The organism is Ensifer sp. R-19, from assembly GCF_049905105.1.
Lineage (GTDB): Bacteria > Pseudomonadota > Alphaproteobacteria > Rhizobiales > Rhizobiaceae > Ensifer.
In genome coordinates this window covers 2,212,060-2,236,654 of record NZ_CP184569.1, presented here as the reverse complement: position 1 = coordinate 2,236,654, position 24,595 = coordinate 2,212,060, and the positions used below count along the sequence as shown (strand labels likewise).

The following is a 24,595-nucleotide window of genomic DNA, read 5'->3' as shown; positions in this document are numbered from 1 at the left end:
CACGCTGAAAGCTGCGCTGGAATTGCTCTGCACGTCATCATGCCGCCACCAAATTCGCTTTTATTACAATTGCGTAATGATGGCATTCCGTCATTGCCCCGACGCGCGCGAACGGGGATACTCCGCCCAATCGGAACGAACCGCCGGCCGCGCCGCGCTGGGGTGTGTTTTATGCTTAATCTGGAGACTTGAATGCGGGTTTGGAAACAGCTTGCGGTGAGCGCCGCTGTGCTTCTCGTGGGCGCAACCGTCTGGCTGCGGTTCGTACCCGGCGCAGGTGAGACGCTCGCCGCCATCGGCGTTTCGCACCCGCTGATCGATGCCCTGTCCAAGCCCGGCGCCGGTGGCGGTGAGGGTGGCGAGCGCGGCAATGGCCGCGGCCAGGGTGGCAACAATGCCATCCTCGTCATGGTCCGGCCTTCGGCGACCGCTGTCGTCAACGACCGGCTGAACGCGATCGGCAACGGCGAAGCGATCCACTCGGTCACCGTGACGCCGACGGCAACCGGCAACCTCACCGAAATTCTCGTCCGCTCCGGCGAAAAGGTGGCCCAGGGCCAGGTGATCGCCAAGCTCGACAGCGACGACCAGAAGATCGCCGCCGACCAGGCGCGGCTGAACCGCGACAGCGCCCGCGAAAAGGTCGAGCGCTACCGCAATCTCAGCAACGCACGCGCTATGACCGCCGTCGAAGTGCGCGACGCCGAAATCGCCATGCAGACAGCGGAGCTGGCGCTGAAGACTGCCGAACTCGACCTCAAGCGCCGCGATATCGTCGCACCGTCCAAGGGTGTGGTCGGCATCATCACCGTCAATGTCGGCGACTATGTCACGACCACGACGCCGATCGCCGTTGTCGACGACCGCTCGGAAATCCTCGTCGATTTCTGGGTACCGGAGCGCTTCGCCAACAAGATCACCGTCGGCCAGCCGGTCACCGCCTTTGCGATCGCCCAGCCGGGCAGCCAGCTCGATGGCGCAATCCACGCGATCGACAACCGCCTCGATCAGGCAAGCCGCACGCTGCGTGTGCGCGCACGGCTCGAAAACCCTGACGACATGCTGAGGGCGGGCATGTCCTTTTCCGTTACCGTCGCGTTTGACGGCGACACCTATCCGACGGTCGATCCGCTGGCGATCCAGTGGAGCTCGGAAGGCTCCTACATCTGGCGCGTTGCCGGCGATAAGAGCGAAAAGGTGCCGGTGAAGATCATCCAGCGCAATCCGGACAAGGTGCTTGTCGACGCGGCCCTTAACGAAGGCGACGAGATCGTGACCGAAGGCGTGCAGCGCCTGCGCGACGGCGGCGAAGTGCGCATCGCCGGTCGCGAGCGCAAGCAAGAACCTGCGCAGAAGGTCGCGGAGGAAACCAAGTGAGCGGCGGCGAAGCGCACAGCAAGACGTCCGCTCGCGAGCGCGGCAAGACCGGCTTTACCGCACTCTTCATCCGCCGGCCGATTTTCGCGCTGGTGGTCAACACGCTGATCGTCGTTGCCGGTCTTGCCGCCTGGAACGGCATCGAGATCCGCGAGCTGCCGCAGGTCGACCAGCCTGTCATCTCGGTGACCACCACGCTCGATGGCGCCGCCCCCGAGACGATGGACCGCGAGGTGACCTCGGTCGTCGAAGGTGCGGTCTCACGCGTGCAGGGCATCCGCGACATCTCGTCGACCTCGTCCTTCGGCCGCAGCCGCGTGACGCTGCAGTTCTCCGACACCACCGATATCGGCCAGGCCTCCAACGACATCCGCGACGCGCTCGGCCGGGTGCGCAACCAGCTGCCCGACAATGTCGACGAGCCGAGCATCGTGAAAGCCGATGCCGATAGCCAGCCGATCATGCGGCTGGCGCTCACCTCCGACACCATGTCGATGGAAGACATGACGCTGCTCGTCGAAAACGAGATCAGCGACCGGCTGGCTGCCGTCGAAGGCGTGGCCGACGTCGCCGTCTATGGCGACCAGGAGAAGATCTTCCGCATCGACCTCGACCAGGCAAAGCTCGCCGGGCGCGGGGTGACGGTCGCAAACCTCAGGACCGCGCTCGCCAACGCCTCCTATGACGTGCCGGCCGGCAAGCTGACCAGCGCCAGCCAGGACATCTCGGTGCGCGCCACGGCCGACCTGCAGACGCCGGAGCAGTTTGAAAACCTGATCCTCGTCAACAATGTGCGCCTGCGTGACGTGGCCACCGTGACGCTCGGTCCCGATACCGGCACGACGGCGCTGCGCTCCAACGGCCGCCAGGGCATTGGCCTCGGGATCGTGCGCCAGGCGCAGTCCAACACCGTCGATATTTCCGAGGGCGTGCGCAAGGTCGTCGATACGATCCAGACGCAGATCCTGCCCGAGGGCACGCAGCTCAGGATCACCAGCGACGATGCCGTCTTCATCAACGGCGCCATCCATGAGGTCGAGATCGCGCTGATCGTCGCCGTCTTCATCGTAACGCTGGTCATCTACATGTTCCTGCTCGACTGGCGGGCGACGCTGATCCCGACGATCAGCATGCCGATCGCGCTGATCGGCACGGTGGCGGCGATCTATCTCGCCGGCTTTTCCATCAACATCCTGACGCTGCTGGCGATCGTGCTTGCGACCGGGCTCGTCGTCGACGATGCCATCGTGGTGCTCGAAAACATCGTGCGGCGGCGCGCCGAGGGGCTTGGGCCACGGGCGGCCGCCGTGCACGGCACGCTCGAAGTGTTCTTCGCGGTGCTGGCAACGACGGCGACACTTGCTGCCGTCTTCGTGCCGCTGTCGTTCCTGCCGGGGCAGACCGGCGGTCTGTTCCGCGAGTTCGGCTTCGTGCTCGCCTTCTCGATCCTGCTTTCCTCCTTCGTGTCGCTGACGCTCTGCCCGATGCTGGCCTCGCGCATGCTGACGAAGGAGCAGCATACGGTGCCGGGGCCGATGGCGCGGTTCGGCGCGCGGGCGGCCGGTTTTTATCGGGTGACACTTCGCGCCTGCCTCAACTCGCCGCTGATCGTCTTCGCCGTTGCCGCTTTCTTCACGGTGATGGGGGCCGCCGGCTTCCTGACGCTGAAATCGGAGCTGACACCGACAGAAGACCGCTCGCAGGTGATGATGCGCATCAACGCGCCGCAGGGTGTCTCGCTCGATTATGCCCAGGCGCAGATGCGCCGCATCGAGGACGGGCTGCAGCCGCTCGTCAAATCCGGCGAGATCGACAACATCTTCTCGATCTCGGGGCAGGGCGGCTCGGTCAACAGCGGCTTCATGGTGTTGACGCTCGCTTCCTGGGAGAAGCGCGACCGCAGCCAGCAGGAGATCGTCGCCGAGATCAACAGGGTGACGGCGCGCATTCCATCGGTCCGCGTCTTTGCGATGCAGCCCAACAGTCTCGGCATTCGCGGCGCCGGCAGCGGCCTGCAGGTGGCGCTTGTCGGCAACGACTACAACAAGCTCGGCGATGCGGCGGCGAAGCTGGTGCGCCAGATGGAAGACACCGGCCGCTTCGAGAACGTCCGGCTCAACTACGAGGCCAACCAGGCGCAGCTTTCGATCACCATCGACCGCGAGCGCGCCTCCGACATGGGTGTCGATATTGGCGGCCTTGCCTGGGCGCTGCAGGCGATGCTCGACGGCAACAGCGTCGTCGATGTCTATGTCGACGGCGAATCCTACCCGGTGAAGCTGCTCTCCTCCACCAATCCGGTCAACGACCCGACCGATCTGCAGAACATCTTCCTGAAGGCCGGCGACGGCAAGATCGTGCCGATGTCGACCATCGCCAGCGTCGAGGAGATGGCGGTGGCGCCGCAGCTCTCGCGGGAATCGCAGCTTCGCGCCGTCTCGCTCTCCGCGGGCCTCAAGTCGGACCTTGCGCTTGGCGAAGCGCTGACCATGGTCGAGCAGATGGCCGAGCCGCTGCTGCCGCCGGGTTCGCGCATCATGCCGCTCGCCGAAGCCGCGACGCTCAACGAAAACGCCAATGGCCTCTTCGTCACCTTCGGCTTTGCGCTCGTCATCATCTTCCTGGTGCTGGCCGCCCAGTTCGAAAGCTTCGTCAGCGGGCTCATCATCATGTCGACGGTGCCGCTCGGCCTTGCCTGCGCGGTCTTCGCGATGATCATGACCGGCAATACGCTCAACATCTACAGCCAGATCGGTCTGGTCATGCTCGTCGGCATCATGGCGAAGAACGGCATCCTGATCGTCGAATTCGCCAACCAGTTGCGCGATCGCGGCCAGGACGTGCGCTCGGCGATCGAGAACGCGGCCAATATCCGCCTGCGCCCTGTGATGATGACGATGATCGCCACCATCGTCGGCGCGGTGCCGCTGGTGCTGGCAAGCGGCGCGGGTGCGGAAGCACGCATCGCGCTCGGCTGGGTGCTGGTCGGCGGTCTCGGGCTGGCGGTGATCGTCACGCTCTACCTGACGCCGGTCGCCTACCTCGTCATTGCCCGCTTCACCAAGCCGCATGCGGACGAGGAGCGCAAGCTGCACGAAGAGATGGATGCAGCGGCGGCGCTGGAGGCGCATTGAGCCGGTAACTGGCGGACATTCCTACGCTACATTTCGAGCCAGGCGGCAATGAGAAAGATCGTTGCCGCCAGCCCGCCGAGTGCGGTTCGCCCGGCATGGAGCCTGCCCCAGCGCTTGAGCAGGCTGCGGCTTTCTTCGCCAGTTTCCTCCGGCCGCGTTGCCTCCAGCTTGCGATTGACCGGCATGACGAAGAGCAGCGTATAGGGCCAGTTCAGGATGATGATGGCGGCACCCATGCCCCAGAGCACATGGCCAGTCCTTCCCCAGGCGGCAGCGCCGAGCAGGCCCGAGATGAGGGCGAGCGTCGCCTGCATTTCGAAAGCGCGGCGGTAGGAAGGAACCCACTGCGCCAGTGCGGCGCGATCGTCGAGATGGAGCCTTGCCGGCTGTTCGGCCAGATTGATGTAGATGGCGGCGCCGAAAAAGATCGACGCGGTGAGCAAAGCGGTGAGACCCAGCATTGCCTCTCTCCCTTCACGCCAACATGATAATCCAATGCCCGCAATTGAGTAGGTGTTTTCTGCGGCTTTTGCCCTCATACGTGGCATTGCCGAAAGGATCTTCAGTGGTTCGCCCGCCGTCAGATGACGCATCGAGATGGCGCGACGCAGCCTCTTGTGACAGTCCGGTCTCACGTCAGGCGTTTTCCTGCGCTACGTTCCCCAAGAAGTGCGCGAGCGTCTGGACAAAGTGATTCCGATTTGCACAGTAGCGCCTTGAAATGACTGCGCTTCCCGGGCATCTGCAAAGGGGATGCCGCAGATGCAAGAGGAAGGACGTTTTCCGTGGCATTGAAGGCGATCAGAGCTGGCGTGAGAAACGAGGCCGGCATCACGGCGGCGAAGGAAGAACTGGGCATCCGCTTCGGCGACCGGTTCCAGACGGGCGAGGCGATCCGCGCCCAGCACGCCCACACCACCACCTACATTCCGGCGCAGCTTGCCGATGCGGTGGTGTTTGCCGAAAGCGCCGAAGACGTTCGTGAGATCGTTCAGATCGCGGCCCGGCACAAGGTGCCGCTGATCCCCTTCGGTACCGGCTCCTCGCTCGAAGGCCATGTCAATGCGCCGCACGGGGGCATCTCGGTCGATCTTCAGCGTATGAACCGGGTGCTGGAGGTCAATGCCGAGGATCTCGACTGCCGGGTGGAGCCGGGCATTACCCGCGAAGAGCTCAACACCTATCTGCGCGACACCGGTCTCTTCTTCCCGATCGATCCCGGTGCCAATGCCTCGATCGGCGGAATGGCCTCGACGCGGGCTTCGGGCACCAATGCGGTGCGCTACGGCACGATGAAGGACAATGTGCTGGCGCTGACGGTGGTGACGGCTGAGGGGCGCGAGATCCGCACCGCGCACCGGGCCCGCAAGTCTTCGGCCGGTTACGATCTGACGCGGCTTTTCGTCGGCGCGGAAGGCACGCTCGGCATCCTCACCTCGATCACGCTGAGGCTGCAGGGCATCCCGGAGGTCATTTCCGGCGGCGTCTGCCCGTTCCCGACGATCGAAGACGCCTGCAACGCGGTGATCCTCACCATCCAGTCGGGCATTCCGGTGGCGCGCATCGAGCTTCTCGATGCGCTGCAGATGAAGGCCTGCAATGGCTATTCCGGCCTTTCCTATGCCGAAACGCCGACGCTCTTCGTCGAATTTCACGGCAGCGCCGAGAGTGTCGAGCTGCAATCGCGCCAGTTTGGCGAAATCGCTTCGGAGTTCGGTTCGTCAGGCTTCCAGTGGACGACCAATCCGGAAGAGCGAGCGCGGCTCTGGAAAGCGCGGCACAATGCCTATTGGGCGCAGAAAAGCCTGATCCCGGGTGCGGCAATCCTGTCGACAGACGTCTGCGTGCCGATCTCGCGGCTGGCCGATTGCGTCGTCGCTACCCAGGAGGACAGCGCCGCCCACGGGCTGACGGCGCCGATCGTCGGGCATGCAGGTGACGGGAACTTCCATGTCGGCCTGCTGTTCGACGACAAGGACGCAGCCGACGTGGCGCGGGCCGAGGCTTTTGTAGAGCGGCTGAACGCCCGGGCGCTTGCAATGGATGGAACCTGTACCGGCGAACACGGCATCGGCCAGGGAAAGATGCCGTTTCTCGAAGCCGAGCTTGGTGACGCGCTGGACCTGATGCGGCAGGTCAAGCGTTCGCTCGATCCGGACAATATCTTCAACCCAGGCAAGATCTTCGCCTGAGGCGGAACCCCGCGCGGGGGCGTCTGGTTTTGGCCCAATTTTTCGGGCAATGCGCCGGCGCCAAAGTGTGGTACTGCATAGTTCCGAAGTCGGAATCGACCTTGACCGAATTATGCGGCAAATCAGAGCGTCAGGGCGCGAGCCTCTGGCGGTCAAGTGATGCGCGGCGCGCAACGCGCCGATGAATTGAATGGGAATGTAGGCACGGTGCTTTCGCGAATTCTGCTTGCCGTCGGTGGACTTGTGGTCGTTGCGCTCTTCGCGGCGCTGATCGCTCCGTGGTTCATTGACTGGACGGATTTTCGCAAGGAGTTCGAGCGCGAGGCGAGCCGCATCATGGGCAAGCCGGTCGTCGTACATGGCAGCGTCGATGCGCGGCTGATCCCGTTCCCGACCGTGACGCTGAACGACGTGCGCGTCGGCGCCAGCGAAGACGGTGAGCCACTGATCCGGGTGGCGCAGTTTTCCATGAGCGCGGAACTGGCGCCTTTCTTAAGCGGCGAGGCGCTGATCTTCGACATGCGGCTCGACCGGCCGAAGGCCAAGGTAAGGCTGTTGCCGGATGGTACGCTCGACTGGGCGCGCGGTCGCCGCACCTCGATCCCGGCTAAGACCGTCGTGCTCGAAAACGTCGAGATCACCAATGGCCAGATCGAATTTGTCGACGAGCAGACCGGCCGAACCCGTCGCGTGAGCGGGCTTGCTGCCGATGTTTCCGCCCGCTCGCTTACCGGTCCCTGGAAAGTGGAGGGGCGTGCGGCGCTCGACGGCGAAGTGGGCAGCTTCTCCTTTACCAGCAACGAGGTGGACGCAGCGGGGGCGCTCAGCCTCAAGGCAAGGGTGACGCCCGACAAGCGCCCCTTCGGCGTCGAGACCGATGGCGCGCTGAAGATCGTCGATTTCAAGCCCGTTTACAGCGGCCGCTTCACCCTGACGGAAAACCGGCAGGGCGAGGAGAAGGATGACGCGCGGGCGCCGTTGCGCATCAACGGTGATTTCCAGCTTACCAACGAGAGCATCCGCGTTCCGGATTATCGCTTCGAGGTCGGTTCGACGGATGATCCCTATGTGGTCACCGGCGAGGCGACGCTCGATACCGGCAAGGACCAAAAGTTCCTGCTGATCGCCGACGGCCAGCAGATCGACGTCAGCCGCATCGGTCCCAGCCGCAATGCCAAGACCGGCCGCGACCCGGCGATCTCCATGCGCCAGCGACTGGAGGCGATGCTCGCTATTGCTGCCGAGATTCCCATTCCGCAGGTGCCAGGCCGGGCCAGCCTGAAGCTGCCGGCGATCGTCGTCGGCGACACGACGGTGCGCGACGTGCGCATCGACGTCCAGCCCGATGGCGCCGGCTGGGTGATCGACAATGTCGTGGCCCTCTTGCCGGGGCGCACGCAACTCGAAGCGAAGGGGCGGCTGAACCTTAAGGGACAGCGCAGCTTCCGCGGCGACCTGCTGCTCGCCTCCAACCAGCCCTCTGGTCTTGCGAACTGGCTGGCGGGCTCGGTCGACCCGGCGATCCGCAAGCTGAAGACCGCCGGCTTTTCGGCCAAGGTGAACCTGACCGATACGCTGCAGCAGTTCGAAAACCTCGAATTGGCCGCAGGTGAGGCGAGCCTGAAGGGCCGGCTCGAACGGCAGTCCTTTGCCGAGCAGCAGCCGAACCTCTCGCTGCAGCTCAAGGGCAACCGCATCGATTTCGAGGCGCTTCAGGCGCTGACTGGACTGGTGGCGGGCGATGCCTCCACGCAGACGCTGCTTCAGCATGCGATCGCCGCCGACCTCTCGGCCGACGAGTTCTCCGCCTTCGGTGAAGAAGCCAAGGACGTGCAGGCGGTGTTGACGCTGAAGAACGGCCAGCTTCAGGCCGAACGCTTGGCGATCGGCGCGCTCGCCGGCGCTCAGCTGGCTTTCTCCGGTCGGGCTAGCGGCGATCTGGACAAGCCCGTCGTCTCGGCCAAGATGAAACTTGCCGCCAAGAACCTGACGCCATTCCTGGAAATGATCGGCCGGCACGCGGTCAACCATCCGGCGCTGCGGCAGCTGATCAAGGCCGGACCCTATTATAGCGACGCGGCTTTCGACGTGACGCTGACGGCCGGCAACAAGGAAGGCAATGCGCCGGCGACCTTCGGCATCTTCGGCACGGCGAACGGCACCAAGATTGCGGCCAGCTACCAGGCGCCGGATATGGTGCAGGCGCTGACCGGCAAGGCGATGCTGCTCGAAGCGACGCTTGAAAACCCTGAAACCCGCCTGCTTCTCGGGCAGACCGGTTTTGATCCCTTGCCCTTCGATGCGGACGCCAACGGCATCCTCTCGGTCAAGCTGCAAAGCACCGAAGGGTCGAAGGCCAACGGCACGGTGACCTTCACCACCGAGAAGTCGTCGCTGGCAGCCAAGGGCAATGTCGATCTTTCCCGCGACCACTTCCTCGAAGGCCAGGCAAAAGTCACGCTCCAGACCCGGGACGTCGAGCCCTATCTGCTGCTGCAGGGGGTCGCGCTGCCGCAGATGGGGAGCGGCCTGCCACTGACGATCTCGGCCGATGTCGCCGCAAGCCCGGAGGCGATCGCGCTGACGGCGGTCGAGGGCAAGGCAGACAACAACGCCTTTACCGGCACCTTGACCGTGGACCGCAAATCGCCGGGCGCCGCCACCGGCCAGCTCACCGTCGATACGCTCGATCTTGCCTGGCTGGGCGAGGGCATCCTGGGCGCGGTCGAGGATGCGAACGGCGCGTTCTCGAAGAGCGCCCTGGCGCAGCCGGCCTGGACCGGCCTCAACGTCGCGCTCGACGTGCAGGCAGGAAAATTCTGGCCGGGCGTCTATGGCGCGATCACGAGCTTTGCCGGCAAGATGGAGTGGAAGGGCGACGAGCTTTCCCTGACCGATGCCACCGGCGACTGGCTGGGTGGCAAGCTTGCCGGGCGGGTGCAGGTCGGGAACGCCAACGGCTCCGGGTTCCTGCGCTCGCGCCTGGACGTCAAGGGCGGTGACCTGACCCAGGCGGGCTGGACCCATGCCGGCGCACCGGTGGCGACCGGGACATTCGATCTTTCCGTCGCGCTGGAAGCATCCGGCGCAACACCGGAGGCGATGGCCCATGCGGCAAGCGGTTCCGGCACCGCGACCTTCAACGGCATGACGCTGAACGGCATCAACAGTGCGGCTTTGCCGCAGTTGATTGCTGCCGCGGATGGCCAAAAGAGGCAGATTTCGGCGGACAGCATCCGCAGCGCGGCGGAAGCGGCCGTGTTCTCCGGCCAATCGGTGGTCGGCGTCGTCAAGGCTCCCTTCAGCGTCGCCGGCGGCGTGCTGAGGGTGCAGAACGTTACGGCTGGCGATGGCAGTGCCGCCTTCATGGGCGCAGCGGCGCTTGACCTTGCGGCCGGCCGGATCGATGGCGGCATCGACCTGACCTTCCGGCCCGGCGAGGAAGCGCTTGCCGGTACCGAACCACGCGTGCGGATCGGCTATGCCGGCCTGCTGGAGGCGCCGGGCGTCAGCCTCGACGTGGCCGATCTGGCCAATTTCCTGTCGCTGCGCGCCTTCGAACGCGAGCGCCGCCGGGTCGAGATCCTGCAGGCGAACGTGCTGGAGAAGCAGCGGCTGCGCCGCGAAGTGGCGCTTTACAAGGCGAAGGTGGAAGGACGCGAACTCGAACGGCGACGTGCCATTGCCGACGAGCGCCGGCGTGCTGCCGGGGCTGCGGAAGCGGCCCGCGTCAAGGCTGAAGTGGAAGCGCGCGCCGAGGCCGAGCGCAAGGCCGAAGCGGAGCGCAGGGCCGAAGCCGAACGGCAGGCCGAAGCTGTGCGCCGGGCACAACAGGGGCCATCGCGCGTGCGCGGTGCCGGCCAGGAACAGCAGCCGATCCCGCCGCAGAGCGGCTCCGACGATGTCCAGGGCGGCAGTACCGGGCGGGCACCCGGCCAGAAGCTGGACTTCGACGTGCTGCCCGACGTCACGGTGCAATAACCAGCGCTCGAATCTGAAACGATAGGCCCGCCTCCTGAGGTGGTTTTCCGTGCGTTGCGCCCGTGCAGGTCCGGCGGGCCTTGCAGGCCTATCGAGAGCCACAAGAGGCTCCAGATGAACTAAAGCGCGTCGCGATCTTTCAAATTCGCTCCTTGCGCTTTAAGTTCTTGATATTTCGCATGTCGTTATCGCAAAACCGCTCCGCACTTTTGCGCGACAGGCTTTAGACCGCGACGTCGTGTTCCTCGCGCGCAGCTTCCCAGACTTCCCGCGCGGCATCCAGGTTCATCAGTGCAATCCCCAGGCCAACGATCAAATCCGGCCAAGCTGATTGCCACAGGTAAGCTGTCGCCAGACCCGCGCCGATGATCGCGACATTGGCGAAAGCATCGTTGCGGGCAGACAGGAACGCAGCCCGTGTGAGGCTGCCGCTCGTATGACGGTAAGCGACAAGAAGGTACGCGCAGAACAGGTTGGTCAGGAGAGCGCCAAAGCCAGCCAGGGACAGGGCAAAGGGCTCAGGCGGGATTGGATCCATGAACTTCGCCCACGCCGTCCATAAAAAAGCCAGCGCAGGGACAAGCAGAATGAATGCCATTGCCATGCCGACCCGAGCGCGGCTCCGCGCCGTCCATGCCAGCGCAAAGAAAATCAGAAGGCTCACGGACGCATCTTCGAGAAAGTCAACGCTGTCGGCCAGGAGGGACACCGAGCCGATGGCCAACGCAACGACGAATTCAACCGCAAAGTAGCCCAGGTTCAACAAGGCGACGAAGAACACGACGCGACGGAGATTGTTATCCACTGAAGGGTTCCTTCGCTGACGAGATAGACCATCGGCAATTTGACACACTTGCTGGCATCAGATTGCTATCCATAGCGTTGCGTTTCGACATATCTATCGTTCATGGAAAATTCTGCACATACGTCCCCGGCTGCCCGCAATACGCCGGCTGCATTTTTTGGAGGCGCAACTATCGGCGCACTCGGTGGCTTGATCGGCCTTGGGGGCGCCGAGTTCCGATTGCCGCTGCTCATTGGGATGTTCAACTTTGCCGCTCTGGAAGCCGTCATCCTCAACAAGGCGATGAGCCTGGTCGTCGTTGCGACGGCGCTTCCGTTTCGAACGGCAACTGTCCCGTTTGGCGCGATCACGGAAAATTGGGGCATTGTGGCCAACCTGCTCGCTGGCAGCCTAATGGGCGCATGGTACGGGGCGGGATGGGCCACACGTCTCAAATCCGAAACCCTCTACAAGGTCATCGCCGCTTTGCTCGTTGCGATCGCGGTCGTTCTGGTCATGGGGCATGACGCGACGACGACGGGGCAGCCATTGGCTGGATCCGCACAGCTCATCGCAGGTGTGGTGGCCGGCTTCGCCATTGGAATTGTCGCGTCGCTCCTTGGTGTGGCGGGTGGCGAGTTGCTTATTCCTACGCTGGTGCTCCTATTTGGTGCGGACATTAAACTTGCCGGTAGTCTCTCACTCGCCGTGAGCCTGCCGACGATGCTTGTCGGGTTTACCCGCTACAGTCGCGATCAAAGCTTCGCCGTTCTTGGAAAGAACAAGCGCTTTCTGCTGGTCATGGCGTCGGGCTCAGTTCTGGGTACATTCATTGGCGGATTGCTCTTAGGCGTCGTGCCCAATGCGGTCCTGCTGCCTGTGCTCGCCGTGATTATGGTGATCTCTGCCGTGAAGGTCTGGCGACATACCTAGGCAGACTTGCCACGTTTCTGCAGATGCGCTCGTCGCCGGATAGTGGCAATGCTCCATTTTCCGCTGGGGATTACCTCCGCGCAGTACCGATTTCGACAAAGTTTAACAATTTCTGAAGTCATTTCTCCACGATTGATAACTAAATTAGCAATCTGTTTTGGAGCGCAGGGAGGGGCGCGGCCAGCTGGCCGCATCTAGCTCCAACTCATTGGAATCGATGACGCCTTTTTGCTTTGGGGCCACCTGGCTCTGAAGTCGTCGTGATCTGCCGAGGGGGCAACAAACAGATGCCAAGCGATCTGAAGAACAAGCTCGTCCGCTTCCTTAAGGACGAAAACGGCAACTTTGCCGTCATGACTGCTCTGGTGATGCTACCGTTGTTCACGGGTGCTTCCATCGCCATCAATCTCGCCCGCATCAATCTCGAATCCGCCAAGATGCAGGACGGACTCGATGCGGCCGCCATTTCCGCGCTGAAGGTCCATGGCGACGACGGTGATGAAGCCACGGCGAAGGACCTGGCGAACAAGACCTTCTTCGCCAATTTCGGCACGCCTGAAATCGTCGACGAGCTCGGTTCGGAGAGTTCGGCGCCTGTGGCGTCCAACGCAGTCAAGGTTGCGTTCGGCTCCCTCGGTGTAGAGACGACGGCGACAGCGACCTATCAGCACAAATACCCGCCGCTTTTCTTCGGTCTTCGACCCTATACGATTGATCGCGTCAGCGTCGCCGCCCGCATGCCGGGGCGCGAAGCCTGCATGCTGGCACTGAGTTCGACCGCAACCCGAGCTTTCGAGGTTAGCGGCAGCGCCACGGTCGATACGTCCGGCTGTACCATCACCTCGAATTCGAGCGATGCGCAGTCGATCTATCTCAGCGGTTCGGCCACGCTGAAGGCCGAATGTCTTTATGCAACGGGCAAGGTCTCGGCGACGCTTGCCCATCTCGAACTCGCCTGCGGCAAGGCAGTGGAAGATGTAGCCCCGATCCGAGACCCGTTCCTGTCGAAGAAAATGCCGACGACGGGAAGCTGGGTGAACCTATCCGGATGTGGACAGAACTTCGTGGCCGGCGGTGGCGGCAATGGCGACTGCAACGGCACGAGCAAGACGCCGAACAACCCGCCCGCCGGCTATACCGTCGAACTGAAGCCCGGTACCTATGGCGGCTTGGAGATCAAGGGCAAGGTTCTTTTGCGGCCGGGCTCCTACATCATCGATGGAGGCACCTTGAAACTCGCCAGCCAGTCGGTGCTCACGGGTGAGGGCATCACCTTCTTCCTGCTGAACGGTGCCCAACTCGATATTCACGGCGGTTCGACCTTCAAGGTGACACCTTCGCTTACGGGCGACTGGGCGGGTTTCTCGATCGTGGCCGCCAGGAACAATACGGCGACGGCGACGATCAACGGCAACAGCGCCTCGTCGCTTGCGGGCATCATCTACATGCCGGCCTCGCGTGAGATCCAGTATGCTGGCAATGGCTCCACTGGCGGCGAATGCGTGCGCATCGTCGCGCAGGAGATCACCATGATCGGCAACAGCAGCTTCAAGCTGGATTGCAAGGCGGCGCTTGCGAACAACACCATCAACAATCCGGGTGCAATTCGCCTGGTCAGATAGTCTGCGTGCGACGTCTGCTACGGCGGTCGGGAGACGCGCGGACAAACGTGACGGTTGGGTCACCACCTCTTAAACCCGGTTGCATGGCAACCGGGTTCTTTCCCATGCGAATGCTCAGAAGCGTATGGAAACGCCGAGGATCGGGCCCTGCTGCACCGTATCGAAGATGAAGCCGTCGTTGTCGTAATCGACGCCGACCGCACGATAGCCGGCGACAGCCGAGATGGTGTCGCTGAAGCGGTAGCCGAGGCCGAGCCCTACATCCCAATCGATATCGGCGCCGCCAGCACCGACGATCCCCCAGCCGGTCAGGTAGATTTCCGGCGTCATGTAGTAGGCTCCCCGCAAGCCCACCATGCCGTCGACCCAGGTTTCGCCGTCTTCACGGCTGACGCCGTCGAGCGGCCCGCCCTGGAAGGAGATGGTGGTATCGACCGACCAGACCTTGGCGCCGCCGACAACGTCAAGGTGCGATTGCTGATCCTCGAACACCGTATAGCCGACGGCGAAGAGGCCGGCGAAGGTTTCGGACTTCACGTCCACCGTGTCGGTGAAGATGCCACGCGCCTTACCGTCGCCGGAAAGCTTGGAATAGATCAAGTCGGAGAAGATGCTGAAGCGGTCCTTGCGGGCTTCAATTATGCCCATGGCCGCAAAATCCAGATTGTCCCAGATGTCGCCGAAGTCAGAGTCGATATGGACGGTGGGAAGACCGAATTGCGCCGTGTCGCCGGAAATGCCTGCGATCCAGAAATAGGGGGCGACGGTAAACTGCCAGCCGCTCTCGGTTTCTTCCACCGGCGCCGTCGGCGCCATCAGCGGCGTGATATCGGCCGCATTGGCCGAAAGGCAGGACACCAAGCTCAAGCAGGCCGTAAGGCCGATACGCGTAGAGATTCTCATGATACGCCTCCCGCAGTGGTGGCGACTCAGACTTGCCACCCTCGATACGCACATCTTTATATAAGTTGCTGCGAAAACAACCGAATTCGGCGGCGAACGGGAGCGGATGCGGGCAAAACCGGTGCTGCTGTTGCAAGCGCCACACAGTGGCGAACTGCATGTCTCCTTGAATCGACCTCGATTTAAGGACAAAGACATGCAGCAAATCAAAGTGCTACAGCGCCGCGCGTCTGATAAGACGCGCGGCGCTGTAGGTGATTTCTTGTTGTTGGCGCAATGGGTTGCGCGTCAGTTCGCGTCAGGCGACGGCAGCGCAAGTTTCGATTTCAGCCATTCCAGCACGTAGACCCGTAGCGCCGAGGAAAGGTTGCTATCGGGCGTGCGCTGGTCGTCGATTTCGGCGATGAGTTGCGCGAGCGGCATCGCCCTTGTCTCGGCGATCGCCTTCAGTTCCTGCCAGAACGCGTCTTCGAGCGAGAAGCTGGTGCGGTGGCCGTGCAGGGTCGCGGAGTGCTTACGGATCATTGTCCGGTCTCTGGATCAAAATGACTTTGGGGCGGATCGCCCCGTAAACGGGATCGATTGTAATAAGTTGGAGCGTGCTGCGGCGGAAAGTTGCCGCACGCGGGCTGCGGGATCGATTCAACTGCTTGGCAATTCGATTCGAAAAGCGGTCGCAAGTCCTTGCTCCGGAAGCCTTTTCTTCGGGAAGGGCGGCTCAGTCCTTGCTGTCGCCGCCTTCGTCCTTGGCCGGCCGCTCGATGCGGCCCTGGTCAAGGCGGGTCTCCGCCTTGTCGTTCAGCGCCTTTGTCAGGGATTTTTCAGCCTTGGTGCGGCCGAAGGAGATGCGGTTCTGTTCGGCCTGTTTTTCCTTTTCCGTGCGCTGCTGGCGCTTGCGGAACTGGCGCAGATTGACGACGTCGCCGGTCATGATCCGATGCTCCTTCAGCGCTGCGCGTCCTCAACGCGCAAAGGCCGCTGTAGCACTTCGCGTGGCTGCATGATCCTGGCCGCCCAATCGGCTGCGACTGGAGGCGGCTTGCAGCCGGTGGTGATCAGTTCTTCTTGCGGAAGGAATCGAGCGAAACGACGGAGCCGCCGCCGTTCTTCGGTTCGGTAGGCTTGTCTTCCTTGGCCGTGGCTTCGCCGTTTTCTTCCGGGACCGGATAGGCGGTGATTTCGGCCGATTCCACTTCCTCTTCCTCGCCGGCGGCGACATCGAACTCCAGCTCGAAATTGACCGAGGGGTCGTAGAAGCCGCGGATGGCGTTGAACGGGATCACCAGGCGTTCCGGCGTGTCGGAGAAGGAAAGCCCGATCTCGAAGCCGACGTCAGTGACCTTCAGTTCCCAGAACTGGTGCTGGACGACGATGGTCATCTGCTCGGGATACTTCGCCTTGAGGTGCTGCGAGATGCGCACGCCCGGCGCGCCGGTCAGGAAGGTGATGAAGAAGTGGTGTTCGCCGGGCAGATGGCCTGTCGTGGCGACTTCGGTCAGGACCTTGCGGATGACGCTGCGGAGCGCGTCCTGTGCCAGAATGTCGTAGCGGATGTGGTCCTGGCCCATGAGTGTCCCGTCTTTCCTCGAACTCAATCTTACTGCTTGCTGCCGGCTAGCCGCCGTCACGCTTCATTGCCCATCCACAAGGGACGAGTCAATTATTTGAGCATCTATAGACCATTTCGAGGCGGGGGAGAAGGTGAAGGCTTCTGTTGCCAGGTGCCTTCGGACCCCGCCTTACGGTGCTACCCGGAAGGACTTGATTTGAAGTGTCGCACCGCGATTAAGCAGCGAGACGTGCTTCAGCATAGTTGTCGTTTGCAACTATAAGTTTAGCCCGATAACGGTGGTACAATGCCGAGCAAAAAGTCGATCTTTACGCCCTTGTCGATCCTATTTCGCCCCCATCAAAAGCCGATCCTCAGGAGATCGGTTTTTGGTGGAGGCGCCGGGTACCGCCCCCGGGTCCAATGGGTTTATTTCATCGCCCGTTTATTGCCATAGCCGCCCGAAGACGGCACCGTTCATATAGGTCTTTCCTGTCTCCAAGAAAAGGGGGATGTGTCGGATATATGACTTTGTCCCGGACTGTGCCGGCCCCGAACCGCCTTGACTTGACCGGCATCCATGAAAAACTCCCGCTGCTGCATGCGGCAGGCATTGTCCGGCCGCAGTTTCGAGAAACAAAGCAACCTGGAGGCCTCATGACGGACTACCTCGCAGATGTGCAGAAATACGACAGCGGCGCCGACGAGGCGATCGTGAACAAGATCGTGCGTCACCTTGGGATTGCGCTTCGCAACAAGGATTCTTCGCTCGTGTCGGCGACCGATCCGAAGGAGCTCGAGCGGGTCAAGGAGAAATGGTGCGAGAAGAAGCTCGGCATCAGCGGCGGCGATGCGGATACGGCGATCGCCGCCACGGTCAAGGAGATGTCTGCCGATCGCTCCAAGTCGCGCGTTACCTTCTATTACCTGGTGGCGAAGAACCTCGGGAAGCTGCAAGCGCTGTAGATCACGATGGTTTTGGGTCGATTGACCCAAAACCATAAACGTGATCGCCTCTCATAGTTAGAGCGGGATGAGGAAAAGCGCGTGCACTTTTCCTCATCCCGCTCTAAGGCAGCCGAATTATCCGGGATAATCGCCCGGAGGTCATTGGTTCGCCGCCGGCTTCGTCCTAAATTCAGGGCAATACGAATCGGCGGCGCCAGACCATGCAGCAATATCTCGACCTTCTCGACCATGTGATGACCAACGGAACCGACCGGGGCGACCGGACGGGTACGGGCACGCGCTCGGTCTTCGGCCACCAGATGCGCTTCGACCTCGCCGAAGGTTTCCCGGTGCTGACGACAAAGAAGCTGCATCTGCGCTCGATCATCCATGAACTGCTCTGGTTCCTGAAGGGCGATACCAACGTTCGCTACCTCAAGGAAAACGGCGTCACCATCTGGGACGAATGGGCCGACGAAAACGGCGATCTCGGCCCGGTCTACGGTTATCAGTGGCGCTCCTGGCCCGCGCCGGATGGGCGTCACATCGACCAGATCGAAGGCCTCGTCGAGAGCCTCAAGACCAACCCGAACTCGCGCCGCCACATCGTTTCGGCCTGGAACCCGGCACTGGTAGACGAGATGGCGCTGCCGCCATGCCACTGCCTGTTCCAGTTCTACGTGGCGGACGGCAAGCTCTCCTGCCAGCTCTATCAGCGCTCCGCCGACATCTTCCTCGGCGTGCCGTTCAACATCGCGTCCTACGCGCTTTTGACGATGATGGTGGCGCAGGTGACCGGCCTGAAGCTCGGCGATTTCGTGCACACGCTCGGCGATGCGCATATCTACCACAACCATTTCGAACAGGCCCGGCTGCAGCTGACCCGCACGCCGAAGGCGTTGCCGCGGATGGAAATCAATCCTGACGTGAAGGACCTGTTTTCTTTCTGCTTCGAAGACTTTACGCTCGTCGGCTACGAAGCTGATTCAACGATCAAGGCGCCGATCGCGGTCTAAGGCACCTGGGCGGGGCGGACCCGCCTGCGCGCCAGCGACGACCCGGCGTGTGCGGGTGGGCCTCGCTGCCATGCATGACAATACGGGCGTGGCCATGGAGCCGATTGGCGAGGGCTGCAGCGGAGAGTGGCCGGGGAGGGCTGGCCCTCAAGGGAGGTATGATGCTCACACTGATCCATGCGCCCCTGTCGCGGTCGTCGCGCATCGTCTGGCTGCTTGAGGAACTGGGTGCCGAATACGAGATCCGCTACGTCTCGATCCGCCGCTGGGATGGCTCCGGCGCGCCGGACGATAACAATCCGCATCCGCACAAGCAGGTGCCGGCGCTCATTCACAACGGCGCAGTGATCTGGGAATCGGCGGCGGTCGTGCAATATCTGACCGACCTCCATCCCGATTGCAGCCTCGGTCGGCCGCCCGGTCACAAGGAGCGCGGCGCCTATCTCTCCTGGCTCGCCTATTATGCCGGGGTGATCGAGCCGACGGCGCTCGCCCATATCTCCGGTGCGACCATCAACAATCCGGCGCAGGCGCGGCTCTACAACGAAATGTGCGCTCATGTGATCGACGTGCTCACCCGCCGGACCTATCTGCTCGGCGAAACGATGAGTGCGGCCGACCTGCTGCTCGCAAGCGCGCTGCAATGGATGCGCAAGATCCTGCCGGAAAGCACGGTGGTCGACCGCTACATCCGCGTGGTGACGGACCGGGCGGCCTACGACCGGGCAAGGGAAATCGACAGCAAACCGAACGGGTTCCATGACTGAAACGAAGAGCATCCATCCGAAGATATCGATCGTCGTCGCCGTTGCCGCCAACGGCGTCATCGGGCGAGACGGCGATCTGCCCTGGCGGCTTTCGACTGACCTCAAGCGCTTCAAGGCGCTGACGATCGGCAAGCCGGTGATCATGGGGCGCAAGACCTGGGCTTCGCTGAACCGTCCGCTACCTGGCCGAGCCAATATCGTCATCACCCGCAACACGGATTTTGTCGCCGAAGGCGCTGATGTCGTGCCATCGCTCGATGCCGCGATCGCGGTCGCGAACCGCGAGGCTCAGGCGGCGGGCGTCGATGAGATCTGCGTTATCGGCGGCGGCGAGATCTATCGCCAGTCGATCGGCATGGCGGATATCCTGCACGTGACCGAGGTCCAGGCCGAGGTCGATGGTGACACGCGCTTTCCTGATATCGACGCGCAAGTGTTCGAGAAGGTGTTCGAAGAAGACCTGCCGCAGGGCGAAAAGGACAGTCACGCCATGCATTTCGTTACCTGGAAGCGGCGTGCGACAGCCTGACGCGCCGGATCGTCAACTATTTTGAACCATTTACGGTGAACTCGGGCCTATCGCGTTGAAAGCGGTGCGGGTGATACCTATAACGGTTTCACATCGTAAACGACCGCGCGGTGGCGCGGCCGTTTGGCGTGGGAAGTGTCAATAGAGAGGTTTTGATGCCCTGGAGCAATCAGAATGGCGGCGGCGGCCCATGGGGCGGCGGCGGCGGCGGCAATCAGGGCCCATGGGGCCAGGGGCCCAATCGGCCGCGTGGCGGCAAGGGTGGCCCGCCGGATCTGGAAGAGATCATTCGCCGTGGTCAGGACCAGCTTAAGAATGTCGTTCCCGGCGGTTTCAACGGCGGTGTCTTCGCCATCGTCGGCCTGCTGATCGTCGGCTTCATCCTGATCAATTCGATCTACACGGTGCAGCCAGACGAGCGCGGCGTCGAAATGCGCTTCGGCAAGCCGAAGGAAGAAATTTCGATGCCGGGCCTGCACTATCACTTCTGGCCGCTCGAAACGGTCGAGATCGTCAAGGTGACGGAGCAGCAGCAAAACATTGGCGGGCGCACTGGTGGTCAGTCCAATTCGGGTCTGATGCTCTCCGGCGACCAGAACATCGTCAACGTGCAGTTCTCGGTGCTCTACTCGGTCACCGACCCGAAGGCCTATCTGTTCAACGTCGAGAACCCGTCCGACACGCTGCAGCGGGTCGCAGAAAGCGCCATGCGCGAAGTCGTCGGCCGCCGTCCGGCCCAGGACATCTTCCGCGACAACCGTCAGGCAATCGCCGCCGACGTGAAGAGCACGATCCAGGCGACGATGGACACCTATGGTGCCGGCGTCTCCGTCAACACCGTCGCGATCGAGGATGCGGCGCCGCCGCGCGAAGTGGCCGACGCCTTCGACGAAGTGCAGCGTGCCGAACAGGACGAAGACCGCTTCGTCGAAGAAGCCAACCAGTACGCCAACCAGGTGCTCGGCAAGGCCCGCGGTCAGGGCGCGCAGATCCGTGAAGAGGCGGCCGCCTACAAGGACCGCGTCGTCAAGGAATCACAGGGTGAGGCGCAACGCTTTATCTCGGTCTATGACGAATATTCCAAGGCGCCCGAAGTCACCCGCAAACGTCTCTATCTCGAAACGATGCAGGGCGTTCTCGGCAAGTCGAAGAAGGTCATCATCGACGAGAAGAACGGGCAGGGCGTTCTGCCCTATCTGCCGCTGAATGAAATTGGCCGGCCTGCCCAGTCGGGTGCAGCAGCAGCAGCAGCGGGAGCAGCACAGTGATCAACAATCGTACCTCAGTCATCCTGATCCTGCTCGCCGTCGTCTTCGTCGGTCTCTATTCGTCGATCTTCGTGGTCAACGAACGCCAGCAGGCGATCGTCGTGCGCTTCGGTCAGATCCAGGACGTCAAGGCCGAGCCGGGCCTCTACTTCAAGCTGCCCTTCGCCTTCATGGATGCCGACCGCGTGCAATATGTCGAAGACCAGGCGCTGCGCTTCGACCTCGACAACATCCGCGTCCAGGTCTCGGGCGGCAAGTTCTATGAAGTCGATGCCTTCGTCGTCTACAAGATCGCCGATCCCCGCCGCTTCCGCGAAACCGTTTCGGGCGACCGCGATTCGGCCGAGGCACGCCTGCGCACCCGTCTCGACGCATCGCTGCGCCGCGTCTACGGTCTGCGTGGCTTCGAAGCGGCACTGTCGGACGAGCGTGCATCGATGATGCGCGAAGTTCGCGCCGACCTCAAAACCGATGCCGAATCGCTCGGCCTCAACATCGAGGACGTTCGCATCCGTCGCACCGACCTGACGCAGGAAGTCTCGCAGCAGACCTTCGACCGCATGAAGGCCGAGCGCCTGGCCGAAGCCGAACTGATCCGCGCCCGCGGTAACGAAGCCGGCCAGCGTCGTCGCGCCATCGCCGACCGTCAGGTCGTCGAGATCGTCGCCGAGGCGCAGCGCGATTCGGAAATTCTGCGCGGTGAGGGCGAAGCCGAACGGACGAGGACCTTTGCCGACGCCTTTGCGCGCGATCCGAAGTTCTTCGAATTCTACCGCTCGATGGCGGCCTATACCCAGTCGATCGGTAGCCCGGACACGACGCTTGTGCTTTCGCCGCATTCGGAATTCTTCCGTTACTTCAACGACTCCGAAGGCACTGCACCGGCTGCCGCGGCGCCGCCAGCAACCACCGGGAACTAAGCGGACGATGTCAGATTTCCTGACGGGAATCGCTTTCTTCCTGATCATCGAGGGGCTGGTGTACGCACTGGCCCCTTTGGTTTTGGTGGAAATGGCGAAGCGTTTGCCGTATGTCCCCGAACATCAGCTTCGACTGGCGGGGCTCTTTTCCGTGGCTGCCGGGGTCGGACTTGTATGGTTGCTTCGAGGATAATGCGAAATGCCACATAAACTGCTGATCCGGCTGGTCGATGCCGAATACGCGATCACCCGCCTCACTATCGGCTCCAGCATACCGGAATGGTTGCCGGGGCCGGGCTTCTGGACGGTGTCGAGCTCCCGCGAGGAGATGACGCTGGTCTGCCGAGCCGCCCGCGTGCCTTCCAGCGTCCAGAGCTCGCTCGGCTGGCGCTGCTTCCGCGTCGAACAGCACTTTGCCTTTGACGTTCCCGGCGTGCTCTCGTCCGTGCTCAGGCCGCTTTCGGCCGCCGGCGTCGGCGTCTTCGCCAATTCGACCTTCAGCACCGACTATGTCTTCGTCGCCGGTTCCGATCTCGACAAGGCCGTGCAGGCCCTGAAAGACCACGGGCACGACCTGACGACCTGACACGTCGCGCCTCCTTCCAAGAAGACGCAGCCGGTACCCTCCAGCCTTTCGCAGTCCTCTGCGCGGGGATCAGGAAATCGTGTGTGGACGCTTCCGAATTCCGCCTTATCTTCAGGTGAAAATCGAAAGTCGCGCGGTTTGCGGATTGCGTCGACGGTTCCTACCGCATAGGCGCTCTTGCCGGTTCCGGTCGACGCAAAATTGTGCGAAGAATCAAAGTGCTATGGCGCTCGGCGCCGTAGGCAGGAGAGGTGGCGGCCAAGAGAAGCGGTCGACCATCGAACAGCCAGAGGAGCTTAAGCGACTTGTCCACGCGAACGAAATTCCGAGCTCACTCGCTTGGCGCCACCTTGGGCGTTCTGGCGCTGACAAGCGCGCTTGCCTTCAGCAGCACGGCGCTCGCCCAGAACACGGCCATTCGCCCGCCGACCAACGGTCCCGCTTCCGTTGCCGATCTCGCCGCCGGGCTGCTGGACGCGGTCGTCAACATCGCGACCTCGCAAAAGGTCAAGAACGATGACGATGCGCCGGCACCGCAGGTGCCGGAGGGCTCGCCCTACCAGCCCTATTTCGACGAGTTCTTCAAAGGGCAGGGTGGCCAGGGCGGCAACCGTCAGCGCACCGTTGATTCGCTCGGCTCCGGCTTCGTCATCGACCCCACCGGCTTCATCGTTACCAACAACCACGTGATCGAAGGCGCCGACGATATCGAGATCAACTTTGCCAATGGCAGCAAGCTCAAGGCCAAGCTCGTCGGCAAGGACACCAAGACCGATCTCGCGGTCTTGAAGGTGGAGCCGAAGACGCCGCTGAAGGCGGTGCCTTTCGGCGATTCCCGCAAGATGCGCATCGGTGACTGGGTGATGGCGATCGGCAATCCGTTCGGCCTCGGCGGCTCGGTTTCCGTCGGCATCATCTCGGCGCGCGGCCGCAACATCAATGCCGGTCCCTACGACAACTTCATCCAGACGGACGCGGCGATCAACCGCGGCAACTCCGGCGGGCCGCTCTTCAACATGGCCGGCGAAGTGATCGGCATCAACACCGCGATCATCTCGCCGTCGGGTGGCTCGATCGGCATCGGCTTCTCGGTACCGACGGAGCTTGCCGCCAACGTCGTGCTGCAGCTCAAGGATTTCGGTGAGACCCGGCGCGGCTGGCTCGGCGTCCGTATCCAGCCGGTGACCGACGATATCGCCGAGAGCCTGAAGATGGCGACGCCGCATGGCGCGCTCGTCTCCGGCATCATCGAGGGCGGGCCGATTGCCCATGGCGAGATCAAGGCCGGCGACGTCATCGTCAAGTTCGACGGCCGTGACGTCACGGAGATGCGCGATCTGCCGCGTGCCGTTGCCGAAAGCCCTGTCGGCAAGGCGGTCGACGTGGTGGTCGTCCGTGACGGCAAGGAGCAGACGGTCAAGGTGACGCTCGGTCGCCTCGAAGATGGCGATGAGGTCGCTGCCGCGCCGGCGGCGACAACCAACGACGAGACGCAAAAGCCGGACAAGCCCGAAGCAGCCCCGCTGCCCGCGACCGATGTCGTGCTCGGCATGAAGCTTGCGACGCTGAACGAGGAGACGCGGAAGAAATACGGCATTGCCGAAGACGTGGACGGCGTTGTCATCACCGAGGTCTCGCCGAATTCGGCGGCGGCGGAACGCCGTGTCGAGCCAGGCGACGTGATCGTCGAGGTCGGCCAGGAGGCGATGGATACGCCCGGCGACGTTGCCGATCGCGTCGAGGAGCTGAAGTCGAACGGCCGCCGCAACGCGCTCCTGATGCTCTCCAGCAAGACCGGCGAACTGCGCTTCGTCACGGTGCGGGTGGAGTAGGCGAGCCCGCCACGATGGCCAGCCGCCGCCGCGTGTTTTGCTGCGGTCATGCCGCCGATTGTCGAGTCTTTTCAGTGCGATCGGCGGACAGGCTTGAAGATAGAATCCACCTGTTCAGTTTTTGATTCAGATCTCTTCAGTGGTTTGCTGCCGCCCCTCATCCTGCGTCCGCGACCAGAAAAGGGCGTGCGGTTGTCCGCGTTTCTTTCGGAGTTGGATGCGATTGTGGCGACGAGCGGCTGGCGCGGGTAGGG

The 24,595-nt window shown here is 62.7% G+C and carries 21 protein-coding genes and 1 other RNA gene; 15 read left to right on the top strand and 7 right to left on the bottom strand.

Translation table 11 applies throughout. From position 1 onward, the window contains the following. Positions 1-192 precede the first annotated feature (192 nt). Entirely contained in the window at positions 193-1,377 is a 1,185-nt protein-coding gene (locus ACN9MO_RS11040; RefSeq protein WP_112994809.1) for an efflux RND transporter periplasmic adaptor subunit, read from the top strand. Next, positions 1,374-4,511: an efflux RND transporter permease subunit gene (locus ACN9MO_RS11035; RefSeq protein ID WP_057253545.1), complete on the top strand. Its 3,138-nt coding sequence runs from the start codon at positions 1,374-1,376 to the stop codon at positions 4,509-4,511. Before ACN9MO_RS11040 ends, ACN9MO_RS11035 begins: the two co-directional genes overlap by 4 nt. Positions 4,512-4,537: 26 nt before the next feature. Here the strand turns inward: ACN9MO_RS11035 and ACN9MO_RS11030 are convergent, their stop codons facing one another. Beyond that, entirely contained in the window at positions 4,538-4,972 is a 435-nt protein-coding gene (locus tag ACN9MO_RS11030) for a DUF1772 domain-containing protein (protein ID WP_057253547.1), read from the bottom strand. A 324-nt stretch (positions 4,973-5,296) separates the two neighbouring features. Here ACN9MO_RS11030 and ACN9MO_RS11025 point away from each other — a divergent pair, with 324 nt between their 5' ends. Together ACN9MO_RS11025 and ACN9MO_RS11020 are read left to right on the top strand one after the other, a co-directional pair. After that, positions 5,297-6,703: an FAD-linked oxidase C-terminal domain-containing protein gene (locus tag ACN9MO_RS11025; RefSeq protein WP_113132885.1), complete on the top strand. Its 1,407-nt coding sequence runs from the start codon at positions 5,297-5,299 to the stop codon at positions 6,701-6,703. 243 nt (positions 6,704-6,946) lie between these two features. Beyond that, positions 6,947-10,684 carry an AsmA-like C-terminal region-containing protein gene (locus ACN9MO_RS11020; protein ID WP_244495709.1) on the top strand — a complete coding sequence of 1,246 codons (3,738 nt, stop codon included), beginning with the start codon at positions 6,947-6,949 and terminating at the stop codon, positions 10,682-10,684. Positions 10,685-10,907: 223 nt separating this feature from the next. Here ACN9MO_RS11020 and ACN9MO_RS11015 read toward each other — a convergent pair whose 3' ends face one another. Beyond that, on the bottom strand, positions 10,908-11,489 hold the full coding sequence (locus tag ACN9MO_RS11015; protein WP_057253552.1) for a cation transporter: 582 nt from the start codon (positions 11,487-11,489) through the stop codon (positions 10,908-10,910). A gap of 102 nt (positions 11,490-11,591) precedes the next feature. On the opposite strand from ACN9MO_RS11015, the gene ACN9MO_RS11010 reads away from it, so the two are divergent. Further along, the gene (locus ACN9MO_RS11010) at positions 11,592-12,401 is read left to right on the top strand and encodes a sulfite exporter TauE/SafE family protein (protein WP_113132886.1); all 810 of its coding nucleotides are present in this window, start codon (positions 11,592-11,594) and stop codon (positions 12,399-12,401) included. A 287-nt stretch (positions 12,402-12,688) separates the two neighbouring features. Next, positions 12,689-14,023 (top strand): TadE/TadG family type IV pilus assembly protein, encoded by a 1,335-nt coding sequence (locus ACN9MO_RS11005; RefSeq protein ID WP_425984845.1) that lies wholly within the window; start codon positions 12,689-12,691, stop codon positions 14,021-14,023. Positions 14,024-14,137: 114 nt separating this feature from the next. Here the strand turns inward: ACN9MO_RS11005 and ACN9MO_RS11000 are convergent, their stop codons facing one another. The 5 genes from ACN9MO_RS11000 to ssrA all read right to left on the bottom strand — a co-directional run bounded on the left by ACN9MO_RS11000 (position 14,138) and on the right by ssrA (position 16,986). Beyond that, a complete protein-coding gene (locus tag ACN9MO_RS11000) occupies positions 14,138-14,926 on the bottom strand; it encodes a hypothetical protein (protein WP_057253556.1) in 789 nt (262 codons plus the stop codon). Positions 14,927-15,214: 288 nt separating this feature from the next. After that, positions 15,215-15,451, bottom strand: a complete 237-nt coding sequence (locus tag ACN9MO_RS10995; protein WP_057253558.1) for a ribbon-helix-helix domain-containing protein — start codon at positions 15,449-15,451, stop codon at positions 15,215-15,217. Positions 15,452-15,644: 193 nt separating this feature from the next. After that, complete coding sequence (locus ACN9MO_RS10990; protein ID WP_057253560.1) at positions 15,645-15,857, bottom strand: DUF4169 family protein; 213 nt, start codon at positions 15,855-15,857, stop codon at positions 15,645-15,647. A gap of 124 nt (positions 15,858-15,981) precedes the next feature. Beyond that, positions 15,982-16,494, bottom strand: coding sequence for an SspB family protein (locus tag ACN9MO_RS10985; protein WP_057253562.1), 513 nt, complete (start codon positions 16,492-16,494; stop codon positions 15,982-15,984). A gap of 132 nt (positions 16,495-16,626) precedes the next feature. Continuing rightward, positions 16,627-16,986, bottom strand: a transfer-messenger RNA (tmRNA) gene (gene ssrA, locus ACN9MO_RS10980). 146 nt (positions 16,987-17,132) lie between these two features. On the opposite strand from ssrA, the gene ACN9MO_RS10975 reads away from it, so the two are divergent. The 9 genes from ACN9MO_RS10975 (at position 17,133) to ACN9MO_RS10935 (ending at position 24,341) form a co-directional block, all read left to right on the top strand. Further along, the gene (locus ACN9MO_RS10975; RefSeq protein WP_057253564.1) at positions 17,133-17,441 is read left to right on the top strand and encodes a DUF2853 family protein; all 309 of its coding nucleotides are present in this window, start codon (positions 17,133-17,135) and stop codon (positions 17,439-17,441) included. Positions 17,442-17,644: 203 nt separating this feature from the next. Continuing rightward, positions 17,645-18,439 (top strand): thymidylate synthase, encoded by a 795-nt coding sequence (locus ACN9MO_RS10970; protein WP_057253566.1) that lies wholly within the window; start codon positions 17,645-17,647, stop codon positions 18,437-18,439. Positions 18,440-18,600: 161 nt separating this feature from the next. Continuing rightward, the gene (locus ACN9MO_RS10965) at positions 18,601-19,206 is read left to right on the top strand and encodes a glutathione S-transferase (RefSeq protein ID WP_057254388.1); all 606 of its coding nucleotides are present in this window, start codon (positions 18,601-18,603) and stop codon (positions 19,204-19,206) included. Then, entirely contained in the window at positions 19,199-19,735 is a 537-nt protein-coding gene (locus ACN9MO_RS10960; RefSeq protein ID WP_057253568.1) for a dihydrofolate reductase, read from the top strand. Before ACN9MO_RS10965 ends, ACN9MO_RS10960 begins: the two co-directional genes overlap by 8 nt. 155 nt (positions 19,736-19,890) lie before the next feature. Next, positions 19,891-21,003, top strand: a complete 1,113-nt coding sequence (gene hflK / locus ACN9MO_RS10955; protein WP_057253570.1) for an FtsH protease activity modulator HflK — start codon at positions 19,891-19,893, stop codon at positions 21,001-21,003. Beyond that, complete coding sequence (hflC, locus tag ACN9MO_RS10950; RefSeq protein ID WP_057253572.1) at positions 21,000-21,923, top strand: protease modulator HflC; 924 nt, start codon at positions 21,000-21,002, stop codon at positions 21,921-21,923. Before hflK ends, hflC begins: the two co-directional genes overlap by 4 nt. Before the next feature lie 7 nt (positions 21,924-21,930). Then, on the top strand, positions 21,931-22,116 hold the full coding sequence (locus ACN9MO_RS10945; protein WP_057253574.1) for a DUF2065 domain-containing protein: 186 nt from the start codon (positions 21,931-21,933) through the stop codon (positions 22,114-22,116). Positions 22,117-22,122: 6 nt separating this feature from the next. Then, positions 22,123-22,509: an ACT domain-containing protein gene (locus tag ACN9MO_RS10940; protein WP_057253576.1), complete on the top strand. Its 387-nt coding sequence runs from the start codon at positions 22,123-22,125 to the stop codon at positions 22,507-22,509. A gap of 350 nt (positions 22,510-22,859) precedes the next feature. After that, positions 22,860-24,341 (top strand): DegQ family serine endoprotease, encoded by a 1,482-nt coding sequence (locus ACN9MO_RS10935; protein WP_057253578.1) that lies wholly within the window; start codon positions 22,860-22,862, stop codon positions 24,339-24,341. The last annotated feature ends 254 nt before the right edge of the window (positions 24,342-24,595 follow it).